The 16,317-nt window shown below is 62.7% G+C and carries 15 protein-coding genes and 1 tRNA gene; 11 read left to right on the top strand and 5 right to left on the bottom strand.

The window, feature by feature from the left end; all coding sequences use genetic code 11:
• Nucleotide 1 precedes the first annotated feature (1 nt).
• Nucleotides 2-916 carry a LysR family transcriptional regulator gene (locus IB234_RS11070; RefSeq protein ID WP_192317438.1) on the bottom strand — a complete coding sequence of 305 codons (915 nt, stop codon included), beginning with the start codon at nucleotides 914-916 and terminating at the stop codon, nucleotides 2-4.
• Between the two features lie 105 nt (nucleotides 917-1,021).
• Here IB234_RS11070 and IB234_RS11065 point away from each other — a divergent pair, with 105 nt between their 5' ends.
• From IB234_RS11065 to IB234_RS11055, 3 genes are read left to right on the top strand one after another with little or no spacing between them, the layout of a single operon-like run.
• The gene (locus tag IB234_RS11065) at nucleotides 1,022-2,071 is read left to right on the top strand and encodes an HlyD family secretion protein (protein ID WP_192317436.1); all 1,050 of its coding nucleotides are present in this window, start codon (nucleotides 1,022-1,024) and stop codon (nucleotides 2,069-2,071) included.
• Nucleotides 2,072-2,120: 49 nt separating this feature from the next.
• Entirely contained in the window at nucleotides 2,121-3,611 is a 1,491-nt protein-coding gene (locus tag IB234_RS11060) for an MDR family MFS transporter (RefSeq protein ID WP_192317816.1), read from the top strand.
• A gap of 29 nt (nucleotides 3,612-3,640) precedes the next feature.
• A complete protein-coding gene (locus tag IB234_RS11055) occupies nucleotides 3,641-4,534 on the top strand; it encodes an EamA family transporter (RefSeq protein WP_192317434.1) in 894 nt (297 codons plus the stop codon).
• Between the two features lie 21 nt (nucleotides 4,535-4,555).
• Here the strand turns inward: IB234_RS11055 and uvrB are convergent, their stop codons facing one another.
• A complete protein-coding gene (uvrB, locus tag IB234_RS11050; RefSeq protein WP_192317432.1) occupies nucleotides 4,556-6,571 on the bottom strand; it encodes an excinuclease ABC subunit UvrB in 2,016 nt (671 codons plus the stop codon).
• A 187-nt stretch (nucleotides 6,572-6,758) separates the two neighbouring features.
• Here uvrB and IB234_RS11045 point away from each other — a divergent pair, with 187 nt between their 5' ends.
• Nucleotides 6,759-7,955: an amino acid aminotransferase gene (locus tag IB234_RS11045; protein WP_192317430.1), complete on the top strand. Its 1,197-nt coding sequence runs from the start codon at nucleotides 6,759-6,761 to the stop codon at nucleotides 7,953-7,955.
• A gap of 70 nt (nucleotides 7,956-8,025) precedes the next feature.
• Nucleotides 8,026-8,101 (top strand) — tRNA-Asn (locus tag IB234_RS11040).
• Nucleotides 8,102-8,377: 276 nt separating this feature from the next.
• Here IB234_RS11040 and IB234_RS11035 read toward each other — a convergent pair.
• Both IB234_RS11035 and IB234_RS11030 read right to left on the bottom strand, forming a co-directional pair.
• Nucleotides 8,378-8,737 (bottom strand): DUF5064 family protein, encoded by a 360-nt coding sequence (locus tag IB234_RS11035; RefSeq protein ID WP_192317428.1) that lies wholly within the window; start codon nucleotides 8,735-8,737, stop codon nucleotides 8,378-8,380.
• Between the two features lie 68 nt (nucleotides 8,738-8,805).
• Nucleotides 8,806-9,123 carry a DUF2288 domain-containing protein gene (locus tag IB234_RS11030; RefSeq protein ID WP_192317426.1) on the bottom strand — a complete coding sequence of 106 codons (318 nt, stop codon included), beginning with the start codon at nucleotides 9,121-9,123 and terminating at the stop codon, nucleotides 8,806-8,808.
• A gap of 330 nt (nucleotides 9,124-9,453) precedes the next feature.
• Between IB234_RS11030 and IB234_RS11025 the strand changes: the two genes are divergently transcribed.
• From IB234_RS11025 to sstT, 6 genes are all read left to right on the top strand, one after another.
• Entirely contained in the window at nucleotides 9,454-10,575 is a 1,122-nt protein-coding gene (locus IB234_RS11025; RefSeq protein WP_192317424.1) for a branched-chain amino acid ABC transporter substrate-binding protein, read from the top strand.
• 116 nt (nucleotides 10,576-10,691) lie between these two features.
• On the top strand, nucleotides 10,692-11,615 hold the full coding sequence (livH, locus tag IB234_RS11020) for a high-affinity branched-chain amino acid ABC transporter permease LivH (RefSeq protein ID WP_192317422.1): 924 nt from the start codon (nucleotides 10,692-10,694) through the stop codon (nucleotides 11,613-11,615).
• Complete coding sequence (locus IB234_RS11015; protein ID WP_192317420.1) at nucleotides 11,615-12,871, top strand: high-affinity branched-chain amino acid ABC transporter permease LivM; 1,257 nt, start codon at nucleotides 11,615-11,617, stop codon at nucleotides 12,869-12,871. Before livH ends, IB234_RS11015 begins: the two co-directional genes overlap by 1 nt.
• Entirely contained in the window at nucleotides 12,868-13,635 is a 768-nt protein-coding gene (livG, locus tag IB234_RS11010) for a high-affinity branched-chain amino acid ABC transporter ATP-binding protein LivG (protein ID WP_192317418.1), read from the top strand. The genes IB234_RS11015 and livG overlap by 4 nt, the downstream gene beginning before the upstream one ends.
• A gap of 2 nt (nucleotides 13,636-13,637) precedes the next feature.
• Nucleotides 13,638-14,339, top strand: coding sequence for an ABC transporter ATP-binding protein (locus IB234_RS11005; protein ID WP_192317416.1), 702 nt, complete (start codon nucleotides 13,638-13,640; stop codon nucleotides 14,337-14,339).
• Nucleotides 14,340-14,565: 226 nt separating this feature from the next.
• Nucleotides 14,566-15,777 carry a serine/threonine transporter SstT gene (gene sstT / locus IB234_RS11000; protein ID WP_192317414.1) on the top strand — a complete coding sequence of 404 codons (1,212 nt, stop codon included), beginning with the start codon at nucleotides 14,566-14,568 and terminating at the stop codon, nucleotides 15,775-15,777.
• Nucleotides 15,778-15,878: 101 nt separating this feature from the next.
• On the opposite strand, the gene IB234_RS10995 is transcribed toward sstT, so the two are convergent.
• Nucleotides 15,879-16,316 (bottom strand): hypothetical protein, encoded by a 438-nt coding sequence (locus IB234_RS10995; RefSeq protein ID WP_192317412.1) that lies wholly within the window; start codon nucleotides 16,314-16,316, stop codon nucleotides 15,879-15,881.
• Nucleotide 16,317: the final 1 nt, after the last annotated feature.

The following is a 16,317-nucleotide window of genomic DNA, read 5'->3' as shown; positions in this document are numbered from 1 at the left end:
ATCAAGGGCGCGATGTTATCAGGCCGGCCACCGCCGGCTCCAGCAGCGCAGTCTGGCGCAGGCTGGACATGAGGAAGTCGAGGAAAGCCTTGACCTTCATCGCCTGGAAGCGCCGCGACGGGTAGACGGCATATAGCTCACCCACCGGCAGGCGGGCATCCGGCAACAGCTCGACCAGGCGACCGTTGCCCAGCGCCTCTTCGGAAATCATCACCGGCAGCCCGGCAATACCGGCACCGGCCAGTGCCGCTTCGCGTGCCAGAGTGATGTTGTTGCATGACAGCACACGCTGACAGGACACCTGCTCGCCGACCAGCGGCCAGTACCGCGGTGAGTCCTGAGGCAACAGGATCGCCCGGTGACCGACCAGCTCCTCAATGGAGCGTGGCGCGCCATGCTGTGCCAGGTATTCGGGGCTGGCGCACAGCCTCCGCCGGCTCTCCAGCAGCTTACGGGCGATCAGCGTGGAGTCGCGCGGCTGGCCAACCTGGATGGCGATATCGACACCCTCTTCCAGCGGATCCACGTCCCGCGAGGTCAGCTCTACTTCCGCACTGATCTGCGGGTACTGGCGCATGAAGTGACCTAGCACGCTACCGAGAAAGAACTGACCGAACTCGATGGGCGCCGTGATGCGCAGCAGGCCCGAAGGCTCCTGCTGCAACTGCATCACCGCCTGCTCGGCCTCGGCGAAGTCGAGCATGATCTGCCGGCAGCGCTCGTAATAGGCCTGCCCCACCTCGGTCAGCCGCAGCTTACGGGTGGTGCGATTGAGCAGGCGCACACCGAGGCGCTCCTCGAGCAGAGCGATGCGCCGGCTGACCGTCGACTTCTGCATGCTCAGGCTCTGCGCAGCCTGGGTGAAGCTGTGGCATTCCACCACGCGAGTGAAGATCAAAGCGTCATCAAGCCCCACGATTGTTCCTCACAGGCAACAAAGTTTGCGAATTCTACCGGCTACAGCATTGGCAGCAACACTGTTAGATTTGCTTACACTTACGCCCGCCGTTCGAGCCCCCTCATGCCTGCCCAATTGCAACGCCGCCTGTCCATCTTCGTCGCCCTCGTCGCTCTGATCGCACTGTGTCTATTCGGTCACTGGCTACTGGTCGGGCGCTTTCACGAGGACACGGACAACGCCTATGTGCAGGGCGAGATCACCCGCGTTTCCAGTCAGCTCGGCGCGCGCATTGAGCGAGTGCTGGTCACCGACAACCAGCAAGTGGAAAAGGGACAGCTACTGCTGACCCTGGAAACCGCCGACTTCCAGCTGGCCCTGGAACGCGCCCGCGCCGCCCTGGCCACCCGCGTGGCCGAACTGGCCCAGGCCCAGAGCCGGCTCGATCAACAAGGCAGCCTGATCGCCGCCAGCCAGGCCGATGTCTCCGCAGGGCAAGCCAACCTCAGCCGCACCCAGATCGACCTGTCCCGCGCCCAGACCCTGCGCAAGCCAGGCTACGTCTCCGAAGAGCGTGTCACCACACTCTCCGCCGACAGCCGCGTGGCCCGCTCGCAGCTGTCCAAGGCCGAAGCCGACCTCAGCGCCCAGCGTCTGCAGGTAGACGCCCTGAGCGCCGACATCAAGCGCCTGCAGGCGCAGATCGCCAACGCCAAGACCGAAATCGCCCAGGCCGAGCTGAACCTGACCCGCACCGAAATCCATGCCCCCATCAGCGGCACTATTGGCCAGCGCTCCGCCAAGGCCGGCCAGGTGGTGCAAGCCGGCGCGTACCTGCTGTCGATCGTGCCGAGCGACGACATCTGGGTACAGGCCAATTTCAAGGAAACCCAGATTAGCAAGATGCAGGCCGGCCAGAGTGCCGAACTGACTTTCGACGCCTACCCGGACACCCCCATCGAAGCTCGCATCGACAGCCTATTCGCCGCCTCCGGCGCTCAGTTCAGCCTGCTGCCACCGGATAACGCCACCGGTAACTTCACCAAGGTGGTGCAGCGCATTCCGGTGAAACTGACCTTCGCCGCGGACAACCCGCTGAAGGGCAAGATCCGCCCCGGCATGTCGGTGGAAGTGAAGGTCGATATCTCCAGCGAAGCCCAGCATGGCGGCTGACAGCCTGCTGCGCCCTGTCGGCGAACCGACCCGGCGCGACTGGATCGCGGTGATGAGCGCCATGCTCGGCGCGTTCATGGCGGTGCTGGACATCCAGATCACCAACTCCTCGCTGAAGGACATCCAGGGCGCCCTGTCGGCCACGCTGGAAGAGGGCTCGTGGATATCCACCTCGTACCTGGTGGCCGAGATCATCATGATCCCACTCACCGCCTGGCTGGTGCAGTTGCTCTCGGCGCGCCGCCTGGCGGTGTGGGTCTCGCTGGGCTTCCTTGCCTCTTCGCTGCTCTGCTCCTTCGCCTGGAACCTGGAGAGCATGATCGTGTTCCGCGCACTGCAGGGCTTCACCGGCGGAGCTCTGATTCCCCTGGCGTTCACCATGACCCTGATCAAGCTGCCCGAGCATCACCGAGCCAAGGGCATGGCGCTGTTCGCCATCACCGCCACCTTCGCGCCCTCCATCGGCCCGACCCTGGGCGGCTGGCTGACGGAAAACTGGGGCTGGGAATATATCTTCTATATCAATGTGCCGCCGGGCCTGCTGATGATCGCCGGCCTGATGTACGGCCTGGAGAAGAAGGCACCGCACTGGGAGCTACTAAAGAGCACCGACTACGCCGGCATCGTCACTCTCGGCATGGGCCTGGGCTGCCTGCAGGTGTTCCTCGAGGAAGGTCATCGCAAGGACTGGCTGGAGTCGCAGCTGATCGTCGGCCTGGGCAGCGTGGCGGTGGTCAGCCTGATCCTGTTCGTCATCCTGCAGCTGTCGCGAGACAACCCGCTGATCAACCTGCGCATCCTGCGCGAGCGCAATTTCGGTCTCACCAGTATCTCCAGCCTGGGCATGGGCCTGGGCCTATACGGCTCGATCTATCTGCTGCCGCTGTACCTGGCGCAGATCCAGGGCTACAACGCCCTGCAGATCGGCGAAGTGATCATGTGGATGGGCCTGCCGCAACTGTTCATCATCCCGCTGGTGCCCAAGCTGATGAAGGTGATTTCACCGAAGTGGCTGTGCGCCGGAGGCTTTGCCCTGTTCGGCGCATCCAGCTTCTTCTCTGGTGTACTCAACCCGGATTTCGCCGGCGAGCAGTTCAACCATATCCAGCTCATCCGCGCCCTGGGCCAGCCGATGATCATGGTGACCATCTCGCTGATCGCCACTGCCTACATCCAGCCGCAGGACGCCGGCTCCGCCTCGAGCCTGTTCAACATCCTGCGCAACCTCGGCGGCGCCATCGGCATCGCCCTGCTCGCCACCCTGCTCGACAGCCGCGCCAAGGTCTACTTCGACTACCTGCGCGAAGCCCTGGTACCGGGCAACCCGCAGGTGGACGAGCGCCTGGCACTGCTCACCGAGCAACTCGGCAGCTCACAGGCGGCGCTCGGCAAGCTCAGCGAGATCGCCCACCAGCAGGCAATGATCATGGCCTACAATGACGCCTTCCATTTCGTCGGCCTGGCCCTGGCCATCAGCATGATCGCCGTGCTGCTGACCCGCGCCCTGCCCGCCGGCGCTACCGGTGGCGCGGCGCACTAAGCCCGCCACCTCCTGCTTCTGGTTTCAACATGCCTGCCTCGCGTTATCGATCCTTCCTGTTGATAGGTGCCTTCCTGGTCATCTACGTAGGCTGGGGCACCACTTACCTGGCCAACCACTTCCTCCTACGCGAACTGCCGCCGTTCATTATCGGTACCCTGCGCTTCGGTCTGGCCGGCTTGCTGGCGATGCTCTGGGTAACGTTGCGCGGAGGGCTGAAGGTGCAGCGCAGCGACTGGGGCGCTGCGCTGATCGGTGGTGTTCTGTTGATCGCGGTCGGCCAGGGCGCGCTGATCTATGCCAACCGGCATCTGCCCACCGGCATGCTGGCGATGCTCTATACCACCCTGCCGCTGTGGAGCGTGGCCCTGGAATGGTTGCTGGACGAGCGCCCACCGCTGTGGGTGCTGCTCGGCCTGGCCATCGCCAGCGCTGGCATCGTACTGCTGATGGGCGACGGTTTGGGAGAAGGCGCCGGGCTGCAGCAATGGTTCTCCGGTGCCTTGGTGCTGCTGGCCACCCTGCTCTGGGCAATCGGCGCTTGGTGGCTGCGCCAGCGCCCGCCGCTGCGATCACCAGCAACCGGTCTTGGCCTGCAGATGCTGGTCGGCGCGCTAGTGCTGGCCGGATTCGGTCTTTGGCATGGAGACTGGCACGCGCTGCATCTGAGCGAGCTGAGCAACGGTGGCTGGCTGTGGCTGGCCTATTTGGTGCTACCGGTGAGCCTCGGCGTGTACCCAGCCTATTTCTGGCTGCTGCGCGAGGTGAAGCCGAGCCTGGTATCGACATTCGCCTTCGTCAATCCGGTGGTCGCACTGCTACTGGGCTACCTGATCCTAGACGAGCACCTGTCGCTTTCCGCCGGTCTGGCCTGCGCGACCACGCTGATAGGGGTATCGTTGATCATCTTTGGTCGGCGCTGAGACTACACGCCCGACAACCGATCAAACCTGTAGCAGGCGATCACGCAGCTTCTGGATCTCGTCGCGCATCTGCGCAGCAGCCTCGAACTCCAGGTCGCGGGCCAACTGGTACATCTTCTCTTCCAACTGGCGGATGCGCTTGGTGATCTCGCTCGGCGAGCACAGTTCGGCCTCGTAGCGGGCGCTCTCCTCCGCCGCCTTGGCCGCAGCCTTGCGCTTGTTGCTGCGCGCACCGGGCACCACCGCTCCCTCAAGGATGTCCTTAATGTCCTTGGTCACCCCTTTCGGCACGATGCCGTTGGCGGCGTTGAAGGCCAGCTGCTTCTCGCGACGGCGTTCGGTCTCGCCGATCGCCCTCTCCATCGAGCCGGTCATGCGATCGGCATAGAGAATCGCCTTGCCGTGCAGGTTGCGTGCGGCGCGGCCGATGGTCTGGATCAGCGAGCGCTCACTGCGCAGGAAGCCTTCCTTGTCCGCGTCTAGGATGGCCACCAGCGACACCTCGGGCATGTCCAGGCCCTCGCGCAGCAGGTTGATGCCCACCAGCACGTCGAAAGCGCCGGTACGCAGGTCGCGGATGATCTCCACCCGCTCCACCGTGTCGATATCCGAGTGCAGGTAGCGCACCTTGACGTCGTGGTCGGCCAGGTAGTCGGTGAGATCCTCGGCCATGCGCTTGGTCAGGGTGGTGACCAGCACGCGCTGCTCGACCGCCACGCGCTTGCGGATCTCCGAGAGCAGGTCGTCGACCTGGGTGCGCGCCGGGCGCACCTCCACTTCCGGGTCGACCAGGCCGGTGGGCCGCACTACCTGCTCGATGACCCGCCCAGCATGCTCGCCCTCGTAGTTGCCCGGGGTGGCGGAAACGAAGATGGTCTGCGGGCTGGCAGCCTCCCACTCCTCGAAGCGCATCGGTCGGTTATCCAAGGCCGAAGGCAGGCGGAAGCCGTACTCCACCAGGGTTTCCTTGCGCGAGCGGTCGCCCTTGTACATGGCGCCGATCTGCGGAACGGTGACGTGGGATTCGTCGATCACCAGCAGCGACTCCGGCGGCAGGTAGTCGTACAGCGTGGGCGGCGGCTCGCCTGGGGCGCGCCCGGAAAGGTAGCGCGAGTAGTTTTCGATGCCGTTGCAGTAGCCCAGTTCGAGGATCATCTCCAGGTCGAAGCGGGTACGCTGCTCCAGCCGCTGCGCCTCGACCAGCTTGTTGTTGGTGCGCAGATAGTCCAGGCGCTCCTTGAGCTCGGCCTTGATGTTTTCCACCGCACCAAGCAGCGTCTCGCGCGGCGTCACGTAGTGGCTCTTGGGATAGAAGGTGAAGCGCGGCAGCTTCTTGATCACTTCGCCGGTCAGCGGATCGAAGGCCGACAGGCTCTCCACCTCATCGTCGAACAGCTCGACGCGGATCGCCTCCAGGTCCGATTCGGCCGGGAACACGTCGATCACATCGCCACGCACGCGAAAGGTGGCGCGGGCGAAATCCATGTCGTTGCGGGTGTACTGCAGGTCGGCCAGGCGGCGCAGCAACGCACGCTGGTCCATCTTGTCACCGCGGTCCACGTGGAGAACCATCTTCAGGTACTCCTCCGGGCTACCCAGGCCATAGATGGAGGAAACGGTGGCCACCACGATCGCATCCGGCCGTTCGATCAGCGCCTTGGTCGCCGACAAACGCATCTGCTCGATGTGGTCGTTGATCGAGGAATCCTTCTCGATGAAGGTGTCGGAGGCCGGCACATAGGCCTCCGGCTGGTAGTAGTCGTAGTAGGAAACGAAGTACTCGACCGAGTTGTTGGGGAAGAAACTCTTGAACTCGCCATACAACTGCGCGGCCAGGGTCTTGTTCGGCGCCAAAACAAGGGTCGGGCGCTGTACCTTGGAAATCACGTTGGCGATGCTGAAGGTCTTGCCCGAACCGGTCACCCCCAGCAGGGTCTGGTGCGACAGGCCGGCCTCCAGGCCTTCGACCATCTGGCGGATGGCCTCCGGCTGGTCGCCGGCAGGCTTGAAGCGGGTGACGAGCTGAAACTCCGACATGGTCGACCTCACGATGCCACTGTGACGCGGCTCAATGGCTGGCGTCATAGCTTCTGAATGCGTGCTGGCGCTGTCGCCGCGCACAGTCTGGGTGGCTATAATAGCGACCCGTTTATGCAACCCCTAGCCTGATTCTGTGGCAGGTGTTGCCGGTTCCCACCTTCTCCTCTCCGAGACCACCGCAATCATGAGTCTGTTCTCCGCCGTCGAGCTGGCGCCGCGCGACCCGATCCTGGGCCTGAATGAAGCCTTCAACGCCGATACCCGCAGCACCAAGGTCAATCTTGGCGTAGGCGTGTACTACAACGAGGAAGGCCGAATTCCGCTGCTGCGCGCCGTCGCCGAAGCCGAGAAGGCTCGCATCGAGGCGCACGCTCCACGTGGCTATCTGCCGATCGAAGGCATCGCCGCTTACGACAGCGCGGTGCAGAAACTGCTGTTCGGCGCAGACTCCGCTCTGCTGGCCGAAGGCCGCGTGGTCACCACCCAGGCCGTCGGCGGTACCGGCGCCCTGAAGACTGGCGCCGACTTCCTCAAGCGCCTGCTGCCGAACGCCGTGGTTGCCATCAGCGACCCGAGCTGGGAAAACCACCGCGCCCTGTTCGACTCCGCCGGTTTCCCGGTGCAGCACTACCGCTACTACGACGCCGCCACCAACGGTGTGAACCGCGCCGGCATGCTGGAAGACCTCAAGGCCCTGCCGGCTCGCTCCGTCGTAGTGCTGCACGCCTGCTGCCACAACCCGACTGGAGTCGATCTCTCCCTGGATGACTGGAAAGCCGTACTGGAAGTTCTGCGCGAACGTGAGCACGTGCCCTTCCTCGATATCGCCTACCAGGGCTTCGGCGAGGGCATCGACCAGGACGCCTTCGCCGTGCGCCTGTTCGCCGAGTCCGGCCTGCCGTTCTTCGTATCCAGCTCCTTCTCCAAATCCTTCTCGCTGTATGGCGAGCGGGTTGGTGCGCTGTCCATCGTCACCGCCAGCAAGGAAGAAGCCGGCCGCGTGCTGTCGCAAGCCAAGCGCGTGATCCGCACCAACTACTCCAACCCGCCGACCCACGGAGCCACCGTGGTCGCCAGCGTGCTCAACAGCCCCGAGCTACGCGCCCTGTGGGAAGAAGAGCTAGGCGAGATGCGCAACCGCATTCGCGACATGCGCTTGGCCATGGTCGAGCAGCTGGCCGCCCAGGGCGCCAAACGCGACTTCAGCTTCGTCGCTCGTCAGCGGGGAATGTTCTCCTACTCCGGCCTGACTGCCGAACAAGTGGAGCGTCTGCGCAGCGAGTTCGGCATTTATGCCGTGAGCACCGGCCGCATCTGTGTCGCCGCACTGAACCGCAGCAACCTGGACGCCGTTACCCAGGCCATCGTTCAGGTTCTCTGAACCGAACAAGGGGAAGTCACCCTTGAGGTATTGACTTCCCCTTTTTAATCAGTAGGATACGCACCGCAGTTCCGCGATAGCTCAGTCGGTAGAGCAAATGACTGTTAATCATTGGGTCCCTGGTTCGAGTCCAGGTCGCGGAGCCAAATTCGAAAGCCCCAGGTGAAAGCCTGGGGCTTTTTTGTTGCTTGCTATAGGTCCTCACCAAAGACCACGCCCGCCAACTACTCGGCCCGCGCGCGCCTTCGGGGCCGTGCTTAAGCGTGCTTGGCTAACGCCATCGAACCCAGTCTCGGAGCCAAATCGAAGTTTCAGTGAAAATCTGGGGCTTTTTGTTGCCTGCCAGCGAGGGAGGCCAATTTGATCCCATATAGAAAGGAAAAGCCCCACATTTGCGGGGCTCCGGGACAAGCACCGGCGAATCAGAGCCCATCCTTCTCCAGATGGTCGAAGCTCACCGTCTCCCCCGACTTCGCACCGAGCTTGTCGCGGATATCCTCGAACATCCGATCAAACTCGTCATGGCTGCGCATGATCAGCGAGTGGTTGGTCGGTAGCCCATGCTTGGCCGCCATACGAGTAGCCACGCTGGCGAAGTTGAAAGCGGTATCACGGTGCAATTCGAACTCGTCCTTGAACGCCTTGCCGGCGATCTGCCCTTCCATACGGAAGTGCACCATCTGCCCCTCATTGGGGTCGCGACGCACTTCATAGAAGAGATCTACGTCGAAGTCGATCTGGCCGGGCTGGCTAGACCGATGCAGATGGCCCGGTTCGAACATGGCGGCTCTCCTTGCAGGTATGGGAAAGCTGATTCTAGACCAGCTTTGCCGAACGCAACCGACCCCGATCAGTGCACCGTCGCACCAATGGAGCGCTCCTGAATGAGTACCCAAGGTGACACCACCACAGCCCACAACTCAGGATCGCGTGCGAGATAATCTTCGGCCCGCCCCTCGTCGACCTTGGCAACCTGTCCCACCTGCAGCCAGGCGGAAACCTTGGCACCTTCGTCCTCGGCCACGGCCCGCGCGACCTCCACCAGATCGATAGAGCCATCAACCCAAAGCAATTGGCCACGGGCAAAGAAGGGTTGCAGTTCCTGCCAGGAAATCTTGGCCGTTTCGCCAAGTAGCTTGGCATAAAGGGTGCTAGCGTGTTCTGTCATGACTTGCTCTGGGTAGAAACCACACGGTTTGGGATAGCGCGCGCCATGATAGCGTTCGCTCTTCGCCAGGCAAGCTCGAAAAACCGCCCATAGACAGGCAGAAGGACCTCTCAGTCACCAAAAGACGCGCCGTTATTCTGTACGTTTATTTCAACGAAGCGACACCACCCCATCACGCCTCCAAATGTGCGCTTTTCAAGCCGCAAAACAGAGTTCTACACTGTGCCGGTACAGTTGCCGGGGGTGTGGCCGGGGTACTTCGACCGGTCCTGCAGCTTTTGGCCGCATGGATTACAAGAACGAACAACACATATAAGAGAGTGGAGCACTATGAAACAGGCTACCAAGCAAGTTACCAAGCTGTTCGCCGCCATGGCCCTGGCTGGCGCCGCCAGCTATTCGATGGCCGCAGACACCATCAAGATCGCCCTTGCCGGCCCGGTGACCGGTGCTGTCGCCCAGTACGGTGAAATGCAGTTCATTGGCGCCGAGATGGCCATCGAGCAGATCAACAAGGCCGGCGGCGTGAACGGTGCAATGCTTGAAGGCGTAAAGTACGACGACGCCTGTGATCCGAAACAAGCAGTGGCCGTGGCCAACAAGATCGTCAACGATGAAGTGAAATACGTCGTTGGCCACCTGTGCTCCAGCTCCACTCAGCCTGCGTCCGACATCTACGAAGACGAAGGCATCATGATGATCACCGCGGCCTCCACCAGCCCGGACATCACCGCTCGCGGCTACCAGCTGATCTTCCGCACCATCGGTCTGGACAGCCTGCAGGGCCCGACCGCCGGTAATTTCATCGCCGACCACGTCAAGCCGAAGACCGTTGCCGTCGTTCACGACAAGCAACAGTACGGTGAGGGCATCGCCACTGCGGTCAAGCAGACCCTGGAAGGCAAAGGCACCAAGGTTGCCGTATTCGAGGGTATCAATGCTGGCGACAAGGACTTCTCCTCCCTGATCTCCAAGCTCAAGCAAGCCAACGTCGACTTCGTCTACTACGGCGGCTACCACCCGGAACTGGGCCTGCTGCTGCGTCAGGCTGCCGAGAAAGGCCTGAAAGCCAAGTTCATGGGTCCGGAAGGCGTGGGCAACAAGGAAATCTCCGCCATCGCTGGCCCGGCTTCCGAAGGCCTGCTGGTCACCCTGCCGAAGTCCTTCGACCAGGATCCGAAGAACCAGGCTCTGGTTGAAGCCTTCAAGGCCAAGAACCAGGACCCGAGCGGCCCGTTCGTATTCCCGGCTTACGCCGCAGTACAGGTCATGGCCGACGGCATGAAGAAAGCCGGCAGCACCGACACCGACAAAGTCGCTGCCGCTCTGCGCGCCAACACCTTCGAAACCCCGACCGGCGAGCTGGGCTTCGATGAGAAGGGTGACCTGAAGAACTTCAACTTCGTTGTATACGAGTGGCACCAGGACGGTACCAAAACCGAAGCCAAATAAGCTTCCCGCCTGAACCCAGAGCCCACTGCGCAAGCAGTGGGCTTTGTTTTATTGAATTTCCGGCCACCCGTCGCGTCACAAGCGCCGCTTCACGGACCGTGCCGAGGAGTTAGGTAATGCCTGAGCTCTATCACTATCTGCAACAGCTGGTTAACGGCCTGACCGTTGGCAGCACCTACGCCCTGATCGCCATTGGCTACACCATGGTCTACGGCATCATCGGCATGATCAACTTCGCCCACGGTGAGGTGTACATGATTGGCTCGTACGTAGCCTTCATCGTCATCGCCGGGTTGACCATGATGGGGCTCGACAGCCTGCCCCTGCTGATTATTGGCGCCTTCGCCGCCAGCATCATCGTCGCCAGCGCCTACGGCTACAGTATCGAACGGGTGGCCTACAGGCCGCTACGCGGCAGTAACCGCCTGATTCCGCTGATCTCCGCGATCGGCATGTCGATCTTCCTGCAGAACGAAGTACTGCTCGCGCAGGACTCCAAGGACAAGGCCATCCCCAACCTGCTGCCGGGCAACTTCGTGTTCGGCGAAAGCACCATGAACGGAGTGGTGATCTCGTACATGCAGGTGCTGATCTTCATCGTCACTATCGCGGTGATGTACGGCCTGACCATGTTCATCTCCAAGTCCCGCCTGGGCCGCGCCTGCCGCGCCTGCGCCGAGGACATCAAGATGGCCAACCTGTTGGGCATCAACACCAACAACATCATCGCCCTCACCTTCGTCATCGGCGCCACCCTGGCCGCCGTGGCTGCTGTGCTGCTGGGCCTGCAGTACGGGGTGATCAACCCGCACATCGGCTTCCTCGCCGGCATCAAGGCGTTCACTGCCGCCGTGCTCGGCGGTATCGGCAGTATTCCGGGCGCCATGCTCGGCGGCCTGCTGCTCGGTGTGGCCGAAGCCTTTGGTGCTGACATCTTCGGCGACCAGTACAAGGACGTGGTGGCCTTCAGCCTGTTGGTCCTGGTGCTGCTGTTCCGCCCGACCGGCATCCTCGGTCGTCCGGAGGTCGAGAAAGTATGATGACCAAAAATCTAAAGACCGCCTTTTTCAGCGCGTTGCTGGTGGTGGCCGTCGCCTACCCGGTGCTCGGCCTTAAGCTTTCCACCGTCGGCATCAAGCTGGAAGTCCATGGCGGCAGCCCTGCCGTGCTCTGGACCATCGCCGCCGCCGCGGTGGCCATGTTCTTCTGGCAACTGTTCCGCGACCGCCTCTCCTCCGCCTGGGCCAGTGCGCCCAGCGTGCCGAAGATGCCGGCCGGGGCCAGCAACTTCCTCACCTTGCCCTCTACCCAGCGCTGGATCATCCTTGGTCTGGTCGTAGTCGCCCTGGCGTGGCCGTTCTTCGGCAGCCGCGGCGCCGTCGACATCGCCACGCTGATCCTGATCTACGTGATGCTCGGCCTCGGCCTGAACATCGTGGTCGGCCTGGCCGGTCTGCTGGACTTGGGTTACGTCGGTTTCTACGCCGTAGGCGCCTACAGCTACGCGCTGCTGTCGCACTACTACGGCCTGGGCTTCTGGGTTTGCCTGCCCATCGCGGGCATGATGGCTGCGCTGTTCGGCTTCCTGCTGGGCTTCCCGGTGCTGCGCCTGCGCGGTGACTACCTGGCCATCGTCACCCTCGGCTTCGGCGAGATCATCCGCATCCTGCTGCGCAACATGACCGAGCTGACCGGCGGCCCCAACGGTATCAGCAATATCGAGAAACCGAGCCTGTTCGGCCTGTCGTTCGAGCGGCGCGCTGCGGAAGGTATGCAGACCTTCCACGAGTATTTCGGCGTCGCCTACAACTCGATCAACAAGGTGATCTTCCTCTACCTGATCGCCCTGCTGCTGGTGTTGCTGACCCTGTTCGTGATCAACCGCCTGCTGCGCATGCCGATCGGCCGTGCGTGGGAAGCGCTGCGTGAAGACGAGATCGCCTGCCGCGCGCTGGGCATGAACCCGACCGCCATCAAGCTCTCCGCCTTCACACTCGGCGCCTGCTTCGCCGGTTTCGCCGGTAGCTTCTTCGCTGCGCGCCAGGGCCTGGTCACGCCGGAATCCTTCACCTTCATCGAGTCGGCGATCATCCTCGCCATCGTCGTGTTGGGTGGCATGGGCTCGCAGCTCGGCATCATCCTCGCCGCCATCGTGATGATCCTCATGCCCGAGCTGATGCGTGAGTTCAGCGAATACCGCATGCTGTTCTTCGGCGCCCTGATGGTGCTGATGATGATCTGGCGTCCGCAGGGCCTGCTGCCCATGCAACGCCCGCACCTGGAGTTGAAACCATGAGCCGCCCGATTCTTGAAGTCAGCGGGCTGACCATGCGCTTCGGCGGCCTGCTGGCCGTCAACAATGTCGCCCTGACCGTACAGCCCAAGCAGGTGGTGTCGATGATCGGCCCCAACGGCGCCGGCAAGACCACCGTGTTCAACTGCCTGACTGGCTTCTACCAGCCCACCGGCGGCGTGATCCTGCTCGACGACGAGCCGATCCAGCACCTGCCGGGCCACAAGATCGCCCACAAGGGCGTGGTGCGGACCTTCCAGAACGTTCGCCTGTTCAAGGAAATGACCGCGGTGGAGAACCTTCTGGTCGCCCAGCACCGCCACCTCAACACCAACTTCCTTGCCGGCCTGCTGAAGACTCCGGGTTTCCGCCGTAGCGAGAAGGCGGCCATGGAGTACGCAGCGCACTGGCTGGAGGAGGTCAACCTGACCGACGTGGCCAACCGCCCGGCCGGGACCCTGGCCTACGGTCAGCAGCGCCGCCTGGAAATCGCCCGCTGCATGATGACGCGCCCGCGCATCCTCATGCTCGACGAGCCGGCCGCCGGCCTCAACCCCAAGGAAACCGAAGATCTCAAGCAACTGATCGGCATGTTGCGCAACGACCACGACGTGACTGTGCTGCTGATTGAGCACGACATGCACCTGGTCATGAGCATTTCCGATCACATCTACGTGATCAACCAGGGCACCCCCCTGGCCGACGGTACGCCGGAGCAGATCCGCAACAATCCGGACGTGATCAAAGCCTACCTGGGGGAGTCGTAAGCATGCTGAGTTTCAACAACGTCTCCACCTTCTACGGCAAGATCCAGGCCCTGCACAACGTCAGCATCGATGTGGAGCAAGGCGAGATCGTCACCCTGATCGGCGCCAACGGCGCCGGCAAGTCGACCCTGCTGATGACCCTGTGCGGCTCGCCGCGCGCGGCCAGCGGCAGCATCCGCTACATGGGTGAAGAACTGGTCGGCCAGGAGTCCTGCGACATCATGCGCAAAAGCATCGCAGTCGTGCCGGAAGGCCGCCGTGTGTTCGCCCGCCTGACCGTCGAAGAAAATCTGGCCATGGGCGGTTTCTTTGGCAACAAGGACGACAACCAGGAGCAACTGGACAAGGTCCTGCACCTGTTCCCTCGCCTCAAGGAGCGCTTCGAGCAGCGCGCCGGCACCATGTCCGGCGGCGAACAGCAGATGCTCGCCATCGGTCGCGCACTGATGAGCAAGCCCAAGCTGCTGCTGCTCGACGAGCCTTCGCTAGGCCTGGCGCCGATCATCATCCAGCAGATCTTCGACATCATCGAACAGCTGCGCAAGGATGGTGTGACCGTGTTCCTGGTCGAGCAGAACGCCAACCAGGCGCTCAAGTTGGCTGATCGCGCCTACGTGCTGGAGAACGGCCGTATCGTCATGCAAGGCACCGGGGCCGATCTGTTGGTCGACCCGAAAGTGCGTGACGCTTACCTCGGCGGCTGATTTTTCCGCTCGAATGACAACGGCCCCTCGTGGGCCGTTTTCATTTGCTTGAGTCCACCGCCTGACTGAAGGCAATACATCGAGGCACAAGCCTCTATAGAATCGCCCCCTTTTCTGCGCCCACCACTACCCGGCGGGCCTCCAGACTCGACCGTGCGCATCATCGCCGCGGCCGTCCGCAGCCAGCGCCTACCAACGAGGCTGCCGAACCACAGGAGCATCACGCATGATTCACCGTCCCCTGCTGCAGCTGATCGCGCGCACCAGCCTGGTCCTGCAGATCGCCATCGGCCTGGTCGCTGGCATCCTCTTCGCCCTGCTCTTCCCGCAGGCCACCGCCAAAGTCGGTTTTCTGGGCGAACTGTTCATCTCCGCACTCAAAGCAGTGGCACCGGTACTGGTGTTCATTCTGGTAGCCTCGGCCATCGCCAACCACAAGCCCGGCCAGCCCACTCATATCCGCCCGATCCTGATGCTGTACCTGATCGGCACACTCTCCGCAGCCATCGTTGCGGTAATCGCCAGCAGTCTATGGCCTTCCACACTGATCCTAAGCGAGGCGGCGACCGGCACCACGCCTCCCGGCGGCATTGCCGAAGTGCTCAAGAGTCTGGCACTGAACGTGGTGGACAACCCGCTCAATGCGTTGATCAAAGGCAATTTCATCGGCATTCTGGCCTGGGCCATCGGCTTGGGCGTCGCTATCCGTCATGGCAGCGACACTACACGCACCGTGTTCGCTGACCTGGCCCATGGAGTGACCCTGATCGTACGCGTGGTGATCCGCTTCGCCCCGCTTGGTGTGTTCGGTCTGGTCGCCACCACCCTCGCCGACGCCGGCCTCAAGGCTCTGCTCGGCTATGCCCACCTGCTCGCCGTGCTGGTGGGCTGCATGCTGTTCGTCGCCCTGGTGGTCAACCCGCTGATCGTGTTCAGCCAGATCCGCCGCAACCCCTACCCGCTGACGCTGACCTGCCTGCGCGAGAGCGGCATCACCGCGTTCTTCACCCGCAGTTCGGCGGCCAACGTGCCGGTCAACATGCAGCTGGCCGAGCGCCTGGGCCTGCACGAAGACACCTACTCGGTATCCATCCCGCTCGGCGCCACCATCAACATGGCCGGCGCGGCCATCACCATCAGCGTACTGACCCTGGCGGCGGCCAATACACTCGGCATCGTCGTCGACCTTCCGACCGCCGTACTGCTCTGCGTGGTGGCCTCCGTCTGCGCCTGTGGCGCCTCTGGCGTGGCAGGTGGTTCGCTGCTGCTGATCCCACTGGCCTGCAGCCTGTTCGGCATCCCCAGCGAAACCGCCATGCAAGTGGTGGCCATCGGCTTCATCATCGGCATCTTGCAGGACAGCGCCGAGACCGCGCTGAACTCCTCCACCGACGTGCTGTTCACCGCTGCAGCCTGTATTGCACGCGACAAGACCTGACCGCTCCCCAGCAAGCCAGGAAAAAAGAGCCGCCTGGATGGCGGCTAAAGGGGTTGGCGGCCGGAGCCTGCAGGCTCCGGCCATGCTGTGCCGACGCTGGATCAGCGCAGCAGCATCAGGTAGAGCCCGCAGGCTAGCGCTAACAGCCCGGCCGGGATAGCCAGCAGCGAGATGCTGTCGATCAGCCTGGACTGGCGGATTACACCGTCCAGGTCGTCTCTCTCAGCCGCGGCGTGCCGCCTCAGAACAGGCACCAGACACAGCAGGTTGCCGGCCACTGCAACACCTCCGGCGATCACTTTCAGAGCATAAATACCGTCGAAACGAGCGGGCTCGATGAGCATCAGCCCGGTGACCAGTACCACGCTGAACGCAGGAGTCTCGAAGAAAAGGTCGATTCGCCGGTGCAAACTAGCCACGGCGAAGCCCTGGCTTCGACTCTGGGCTCGCCCCTGCTCGATCAAGTACTCGACGGCAACCACGCCAAGCCAGAAGGCGACAGAGAATAGATGTAGCTGCAATAACAGGCCGATTCGCATG

The sequence above is a fragment of the Pseudomonas sp. PDM16 genome (genome assembly GCF_014851865.1).
Lineage (GTDB): Bacteria > Pseudomonadota > Gammaproteobacteria > Pseudomonadales > Pseudomonadaceae > Aquipseudomonas.
This window is presented reverse-complemented; position numbering and strand designations above follow the sequence as displayed.

Coding starts and splice junctions, on each gene's coding strand:
- IB234_RS11025 (WP_192317424.1), top strand. CDS start 9,454: ATGAAACAGGCTACCAAGCAAGTTACCAAGCTGTTCGCCGCCATGGCC.
- IB234_RS11030 (WP_192317426.1), bottom strand. CDS start 9,123: ATGACAGAACACGCTAGCACCCTTTATGCCAAGCTACTTGGCGAAACG.
- IB234_RS11055 (WP_192317434.1), top strand. CDS start 3,641: ATGCCTGCCTCGCGTTATCGATCCTTCCTGTTGATAGGTGCCTTCCTG.
- IB234_RS11045 (WP_192317430.1), top strand. CDS start 6,759: ATGAGTCTGTTCTCCGCCGTCGAGCTGGCGCCGCGCGACCCGATCCTG.
- IB234_RS11015 (WP_192317420.1), top strand. CDS start 11,615: ATGACCAAAAATCTAAAGACCGCCTTTTTCAGCGCGTTGCTGGTGGTG.
- livH (WP_192317422.1), top strand. CDS start 10,692: ATGCCTGAGCTCTATCACTATCTGCAACAGCTGGTTAACGGCCTGACC.
- sstT (WP_192317414.1), top strand. CDS start 14,566: ATGATTCACCGTCCCCTGCTGCAGCTGATCGCGCGCACCAGCCTGGTC.
- IB234_RS10995 (WP_192317412.1), bottom strand. CDS start 16,316: ATGCGAATCGGCCTGTTATTGCAGCTACATCTATTCTCTGTCGCCTTC.
- livG (WP_192317418.1), top strand. CDS start 12,868: ATGAGCCGCCCGATTCTTGAAGTCAGCGGGCTGACCATGCGCTTCGGC.
- IB234_RS11035 (WP_192317428.1), bottom strand. CDS start 8,737: ATGTTCGAACCGGGCCATCTGCATCGGTCTAGCCAGCCCGGCCAGATC.
- IB234_RS11005 (WP_192317416.1), top strand. CDS start 13,638: ATGCTGAGTTTCAACAACGTCTCCACCTTCTACGGCAAGATCCAGGCC.
- uvrB (WP_192317432.1), bottom strand. CDS start 6,571: ATGTCGGAGTTTCAGCTCGTCACCCGCTTCAAGCCTGCCGGCGACCAG.
- IB234_RS11065 (WP_192317436.1), top strand. CDS start 1,022: ATGCCTGCCCAATTGCAACGCCGCCTGTCCATCTTCGTCGCCCTCGTC.